We start from the raw sequence: 6,311 nt of genomic DNA, 5'->3' as shown, positions 1-6,311 counted from the left end.
GACGATGATCACCTCGCGGATGAAGAAGCTGAAGCGGGAGAAGGCGCGGGCCTGAGCATGCGGCTCGTCTTCATGGGGACGCCGGAGTTCTCGGTGCCGGCGCTCGAGGCGCTGGTCGCGGCCGGGCATGAGATCCTTTGCGTCTACAGCCAGCCGCCGCGGCCGGGCGGGCGCGGGCAGAAGCCGCGGCCGAGCCCGGTGCAGGCGCGGGCGGAGGCGCTGGGGCTCGCGGTGCGGACGCCGGTGAACTTTCGCGAGCCGGCGGAGCGGGAGGCCTTCGCGGCGCTCGGAGCGGAAGTGGCGGTGGTGGTCGCCTACGGGCTGATCCTGCCGCCGGCGGTGCTGGGTGCGACGGCGCGGGGGTGCCTCAACATCCATGCCTCGCTGCTGCCGCGCTGGCGCGGGGCGGCGCCGATCCAGCGGGCGGTGATGGCGGGGGACGCCGTGACCGGGGTCTCGATCATGCGGATGGAGGCGGGGCTCGACACGGGGCCGGTGCTGCTCCGCGAGGCGGTGGCGATCGGGCCCGGCGATACGAGCGGGACGCTGCACGATCGGCTGGCGGCGCTGGGGGCGCGGCTGATCGTGGAGACGCTGGCGGGGCTCGACGAGCTCGCGGCGGTGCCGCAGCCGGAGGCCGGCGTGACCTATGCCGCGAAGATCGACAAGGCGGAGGCGCGGGTGGACTGGGGGCGGCCGGCGGCGGAGGTGGACCGGCTGATCCGGGGGCTCTCGCCGTTTCCGGGGGCCTGGTGCGAGATCGGCGGCGAGCGGGTGAAGCTGCTGCTGAGCGAGCGGGTCGAAGGGTCGGGCGTACCGGGAGAGGTGCTCGACGGGCGGCTCGCAGTCGCCTGCGGCGCGGGGGCGGTCAGGCTGCTGCGGTTGCAGCGGGCGGGCGGCGGGGCGGTGGAGGCGGAGGCGTTCCTGCGCGGGCGGCCGGTGGCGGCGGGCGCGCGGCTCGGTTGACAGCCGCTTGCCGCGCGGCGAGTCTCCTCGCGTTGAGGTAGAGCGAGGACGGGCGATGCGGGTGACGCGGCGGGCGGTTTCCTTCGGGCTTCTGGCGGCTCTGGCGGTGGTCGCCGGCTGCGGCGGTGGGGGCTCGGCGCCGGTCGCCTCGGTCGGGCCGGAGCCGGGGATGGTGCCGGTGCCGGATGCCGGGTTCGATGCCTGGGTGGCGGGATTCCGGTCGCGGGCGCTGGGGCAGGGGGTGTCGGCGGGGACGTTCGATGCGGCCTTCGCCCAGGCGGGCTTCCTGCCGGGGGTGATCGAGCGGGATCGCAACCAGACCGAGTTCACCCGCACGATGGAGGATTATCTCGCCATCGCCGCATCGGAGGAGCGGGTCTCCAAGGGGCGGGCGGCGCTGGCGCGGCATGGGGCGACGCTTTCGGCGATCGAGGCGCGCTACGGGGTCGAGCCGGAGGTGGTGACCGCGGTCTGGGGTATGGAGAGCTTCTACGGCGAGCGGCGGGGCAGCGTGCCGGTGGTCTCGGCGCTCGCGACGCTCGCCTATGAGGGACGGCGGGGGAGCTTCTTCGAGAGCCAGCTGGTGGCGGCGCTGAGGATCCTGCAGAACGGCGACGTGACGCCGGCGGGGATGACCGGGAGCTGGGCGGGGGCGATGGGGCATACCCAGTTCATCCCGACCTCGTATCTCGCCTATGCGGTCGATTTCACCGGCGACGGGCGGCGGGACATCTGGTCGGATGATCCGACCGATGCGCTGGCCTCGACGGCGGCCTACCTGTCGCGGTCGGGATGGCGGCGCGGGCAGCCCTGGGGGGTGGAGGTACGGCTGCCGGAGGGGTTCGGCGGGCCGCTCGGGCGGGAGACGACGCGGAGCGCGTCGGCCTGGGCGGCGGCGGGGGTGCGCGACATGGACGGGCGGGTGGTGCCGGACCACGGGCCGGCGTCGATCATCGCGCCGATGGGGCGGTCGGGGCCGGCGTTCATGGTGTTTCCGAACTTCGCGGTGATCGGGCGCTACAACAACGCCGAGAACTACATGATCGGGATCGGGCATCTCAGCGACCGGCTCAAGGGCGGGCCGCCGGTCCGCGGGAGCTTTCCGCCGGACGCGCGGGGGATGACGATCGCCGACCGCAAGGCGCTGCAGGAGCGGCTGACGGCGCGGGGGTTCGATACCGGCGGGACGGACGGGGTGATCGGGAAGAGGACGACGGATGCGATCGCCGGCTACCAGGCGCGGGCCGGGCTGCCGGTGACGGGCGAGCCGTCACGCGAGCTGCTGGCGTCGCTGCGCTGACGGGGGTAGCCTCCTCTGCCGGGGACGGCCGGTAGTGGGAGGGAAGGATGGCTTTCAGGGACAGTTTCACGCCCGAGGAGTGGGCGCGGGTGGTGGGTGCGCCGATGCTGGCGGGGATCGCGGTGACGGCGGCGGAGCCGGGCGGGCTCTGGGGCGCGGTGAAGGAGAGCGCGGCGGTGGCGGGCGCCATGGGCCGGGCGAAGGCCGAGGGGAGCGACCCGCTGGTCGGCGAGATCGTCGCGGCCTACGAGACGGCGGAGGGACGCGAGATGGCGCGCGGGGTGCTGAAGGCCGAGGCGCGCGGCAAGAAGCCGGCGGAGGTGGTCGATGCCGCGGTGGCCGAGCTGCAGGCGGTCACGGCGCTGGTGGCGGCCAAGGCGCCGGAGAGCGCGCCGGGGTTCAGGGAATGGCTGAAGTCGATCGCCGGCAAGGTGGCCGAGGCGGGGACCGAGGGCGGCTTTCTCGGCTTCGGCGGCGAGAAGGTGAGCGCGGCCGAGAAGGCGACGCTCGACCGGCTGGCGAGCGCGATCGGCTGAGCGGGGCGCGGGGTGGGCGCGCGTGCCCACCCGGCTACGGCATTGTCACGGCTGGGAAATTCCTGCGCGTTTACCGGATCGAAACCATCGTTAACGCGCGTCAGGCGAGGGCGGCGAGGGGCAGGGTTACGCTCGGCTCGCCGGTGAGGATCGCGCGGGCGTCGGGCGCGAGGAGGCGGGCGAGGGGCGGGGCGGAGGCGAAGAGGCCGCCGGTGTAGGCGCCGAAGGCGGGCAGGATCAGCCGCCGGGCGTCGGCTAGGAAGCAGGGCCGGGTGACGGCGCCGCCGCGGAGCGGCAGGCGGAGCTTCGGGTGGTAGTGGCCGGAGACCTCGCCCGGGTCGGGCGCGGGCTCGGCGGCGTGGCGGAAGGTGAGCGGGCCGAGGCGGCATTCGGTCCGGTGCTGGCCGCCGAAGGGCGGCGGCGCGGGGTCGTGGTTGCCGGCGATCCAGGTCCAGGCGCGGCCGGCCACGAGCGCCGCGAGGCGCGCCGCGTCGGCGGGCGGGAGCGCCGCGCCGGCGGCCGGGTCGTCGAAGCTGTCGCCGAGGCAGACGACGCGGGCTGGGGCGAGGGCTGCGATCTCGGCGGCGAGACGCTCGAGCGTCTCGGTGGTCTCGTAGGGCGGGAGCAGGGTGCCGCCGCGGCGGGCGAGGCGCTCGGACCTGGCGAGGTGGAGATCCGCGACGCAGAGCAGGCGCGCCGCCGGCCACCAGAGCGCCCCGGACGGGCGGGCGGTCAAGGTCGCTCCGGCGAGGGTGAGGATTGCGCCCGACATGACCCCTGATGCGCCGCGCGCGGGGCGACGGCAAGATGCGCTTGCGGGCGAGGGGCCCGGCGACTAGGCTCGCGGGCAATCGACCGAGTGGCAACTAGGGTTCCGGGCGCCGGGGAGGCGCCGCTGGTCCGAGCGTTGCGGAGACCGCGGCCATATCCGCGGCTGCACCCGAGGGGCAAAATCCCAGAGGCGGAGACGTCGAGACACGCCGGTGCCCCCTGCGGGGCAGAGGAGGTCTCGTGCCGCTTGCGCTTTCGCTCGTCGTCCTTGCCGCCGTCATCCATGCCAGCTGGAACCTGATGGCGAAGCGGGCCGCGCCGGTCGGCGTGGCCTTCGTCCTCGCCTACAACCTCGTGTCCTGCGTGGCCTATGCGCCCTGGGTCGGCTGGGTGCTGGCGCGGGGCGGGATGGCCTGGAGCGCGGACGTGCTCGCCTGCATCGTCGCGAGCGGCCTCGTCCATCTCGGCTACAGCCTCTGCCTGCAGCGCGGCTACCAGCTGGCCGAGCTCTCGGTGGTCTATCCGGTGGCGCGCGGCTCGGGGCCGCTGCTCTCGACGCTGGCAGCGGTGCTGCTGCTCGGCGAGGTCTGGACGCCGGCGCGGGCGCTCGGGCTGGCGGCGGTGGTGGCCGGGATCGGGCTGATCGCGACCCGCGGGCGGCTCGCGGCCTTCCGGACGCGCGGCGGGCAGGCCGGGATCCGCTGGGGCCTCGCGACCGGCGGGCTGATCGCCTGCTACACTATCATCGACGCCTATGGCGTGAAGGTGCTCGGCATCGCGCCGGTGGTGCTCGACTGGTTCGGCTCGACGCTGCGCCTCGCGCTGCTCGTGCCGATGGTGGCGCCGCGCGGGCGGCAGGGATGGGCGGCGATGCGCGGGCACTGGCCGCTGGCGGCCGGCGTCGGTCTGCTTTCGCCGCTCGCCTATATCCTGGTGCTGGTGGCGCTCGGGATGGGGGCGCCGGTCAGCGTCGTGGCGCCGATGCGGGAGATGTCGATGATGGTGGGGGCGCTCCTCGGCCTGCTGGTGCTGCGCGAGCCGGTGGGCCCGGCGCGGCTCGCCGGCTGCGCGGTGCTGGTCGCGGGCGTGCTGCTGCTCGGCCGGTGATCGGGCGCTGGTCTGGCTCAGGCGAGCCCGGCCTCGGCGAGGAGCGCCCGGGCGGCCTCGGCGACGAGGCGCGCCTCGGCGCGGCCGCGGATCGGCACGCGGCCCATCTCGAGGAAGAGGGGGGCGGCGAGCGGGGTGACGTGCGGGGCGCGGACGTGCTCGACGCGGCCGTGGCTGCGGGCGAGCATCTCCTCGATGCGGCCGAAGTCGACGAGGCCGCGGCCCGCTTCCTCCCGCGTCATGCGCAGCAGGAGGTGGTCGGGGTCGTAGCGGCGCAGCGTGTCGTAGAGGATGTCGGAGGAGAAGGTGGCCTGGCGGCCGGACTTGCGCGCGCCGGGCAGGTTCCGCTCGATCAGGCCGGCGACGACGGCGACGTCGCGGAACGTCCGCTTCATCACGGCGTTCTCGCCGAGCCAGCCCTCGAGGCCGTCGCGGAGGCCCTGCGGCGCGAGGAGGGCGGCCGGGTCGGGGACCTCGGTCAGGCCGGAGACGAGGAGGGTATAGTCGTTGGCGACGAAGCCCGTCGGGTCGAGGCCGGCGGTCTCCATGCGGCGGGTGAGCAGGAGGCCGAGGGTCTGGTGGGCGTTGCGGCCGGCGAAGCCGTAGAGGCAGAGGTGGTGGAGGGGGCCGCGGGGGAAGGTCTCGGCCAGGAGCGTGCCGGGGCGGGGGAGGCGGCTGGTCTCGGCCTGGAGCGTGAGCCAGTCCCGCATGTAGGCGGGGAGCGTGGTCCAGGCCTCGGGGTCGGCGAGCAGCGCGATGACGCGGTGGGAGAGGAGGGTGGAGGTGGCGAGCTTGGTGCCGGCGTAGACGGCGACCTTGGGGTTCGTCGAGGCCTGGCGGGTGACCTCGACGGTCATCTCGCGGAGGGATTCGTAGCGGACGGTCTCGCCGCCGAAGAGGAAGGTGTCGCCGGGGGTGAGGGAGGCGGCGAAGTCCTCCTCGATCTCGCCGAGGGGGGTGCCGGTCCGGCCCTTCAGGCGGACCTTGAGGAGCTCGGTCGAGACGATGGTGCCGACGTTCATGCGGATGGTGCGGGCGCGGCGGGGGTCGCGGAGCTGCCAGCGGCCGTCCTTCTCGACGAGGCGCTGCCAGCGGTCGTAGGCCTGCAGCGCGTAGCCGCCGGTGGCGCAGTAGGCGAGGCAGGCGTCGAAGTCGGCGCGCGCGAGGCGGCGGTAGCGGCCGGCGGTGCGGACCTCGGCGAAGAGGGCGGAGGCGTCGAAGGGGGCGGCGCAGGCGGTGAGCAGGATGTGCTGGCAGAGGACGTCGAGGGGGCCGGGGCCGCGCGGCTCGCCGTCGAGGTCGTGGTCGCGGACGGCGGCCAGCGCGGCGTGGCATTCGAGGAGCTCGAAGCGGTTGGAGGGGACGAGGACGGCGCGGGAGGGGGCGTTGTAGCGGTGGTTGGCGCGGCCGATGCGCTGGACGAGGCGCTTGACGTTCTTCGGCGCGCCGACCTGGACGACGAGGTCGACGTCGCCCCAGTCGATGCCGAGGTCGAGCGAGCCGGTGGCGACGATGGCGCGGAGGTGGCCGGCGACCATGGCGGCCTCGACCTTCTGGCGGGCCTCGCGGGAGAGAGAGCCGTGGTGGAGGGCGATGGGGAGGGCTTCGTCGTTCCGGGCCCAGAGGTGCTG

General features: G+C 74.8%; 6 protein-coding genes. 4 read left to right on the top strand and 2 right to left on the bottom strand.

Features of this window, described 5'->3' with window-relative positions; translation table 11 throughout:
- The first annotated feature begins 57 nt into the window (after positions 1-57).
- The 3 genes from fmt to Q0112_RS14490 are packed head-to-tail and all read left to right on the top strand — an operon-like array spanning position 58 to position 2,802.
- Positions 58-966, top strand: coding sequence for a methionyl-tRNA formyltransferase (gene fmt / locus Q0112_RS14500; RefSeq protein ID WP_297976475.1), 909 nt, complete (start codon positions 58-60; stop codon positions 964-966).
- A 55-nt stretch (positions 967-1,021) separates the two neighbouring features.
- Positions 1,022-2,266, top strand: coding sequence for a lytic murein transglycosylase (locus tag Q0112_RS14495; RefSeq protein ID WP_297976473.1), 1,245 nt, complete (start codon positions 1,022-1,024; stop codon positions 2,264-2,266).
- Between the two features lie 47 nt (positions 2,267-2,313).
- A complete protein-coding gene (locus Q0112_RS14490; RefSeq protein ID WP_297976471.1) occupies positions 2,314-2,802 on the top strand; it encodes a hypothetical protein in 489 nt (162 codons plus the stop codon).
- Between the two features lie 100 nt (positions 2,803-2,902).
- Here the strand turns inward: Q0112_RS14490 and pdeM are convergent, their stop codons facing one another.
- Complete coding sequence (gene pdeM / locus Q0112_RS14485; RefSeq protein ID WP_297976470.1) at positions 2,903-3,574, bottom strand: ligase-associated DNA damage response endonuclease PdeM; 672 nt, start codon at positions 3,572-3,574, stop codon at positions 2,903-2,905.
- 239 nt (positions 3,575-3,813) lie between these two features.
- Here pdeM and Q0112_RS14480 point away from each other — a divergent pair, with 239 nt between their 5' ends.
- A complete protein-coding gene (locus Q0112_RS14480; RefSeq protein ID WP_297976468.1) occupies positions 3,814-4,680 on the top strand; it encodes a DMT family transporter in 867 nt (288 codons plus the stop codon).
- A 17-nt stretch (positions 4,681-4,697) separates the two neighbouring features.
- Here the strand turns inward: Q0112_RS14480 and Q0112_RS14475 are convergent.
- The coding region (locus Q0112_RS14475) for a helicase-related protein (protein ID WP_297976466.1) at positions 4,698-6,311 on the bottom strand (1,614 nt) is incomplete at its 5' end.

The sequence above is a fragment of the uncultured Amaricoccus sp. genome (assembly GCF_937858865.1).
GTDB lineage: Bacteria > Pseudomonadota > Alphaproteobacteria > Rhodobacterales > Rhodobacteraceae > Amaricoccus.
Note: the sequence above shows the minus strand (reverse complement) of the source record. Positions and strands in the feature narration are given on the sequence as shown.

Excerpts from the sequence above, each read along its gene's own strand:
- fmt (WP_297976475.1), top strand. The coding sequence starts at position 58 with ATGCGGCTCGTCTTCATGGGGACGCCGGAGTTCTCGGTGCCGGCGCTC.
- Q0112_RS14495 (WP_297976473.1), top strand. The coding sequence starts at position 1,022 with ATGCGGGTGACGCGGCGGGCGGTTTCCTTCGGGCTTCTGGCGGCTCTG.
- Q0112_RS14490 (WP_297976471.1), top strand. The coding sequence starts at position 2,314 with ATGGCTTTCAGGGACAGTTTCACGCCCGAGGAGTGGGCGCGGGTGGTG.
- pdeM (WP_297976470.1), bottom strand. The coding sequence starts at position 3,574 with ATGTCGGGCGCAATCCTCACCCTCGCCGGAGCGACCTTGACCGCCCGC.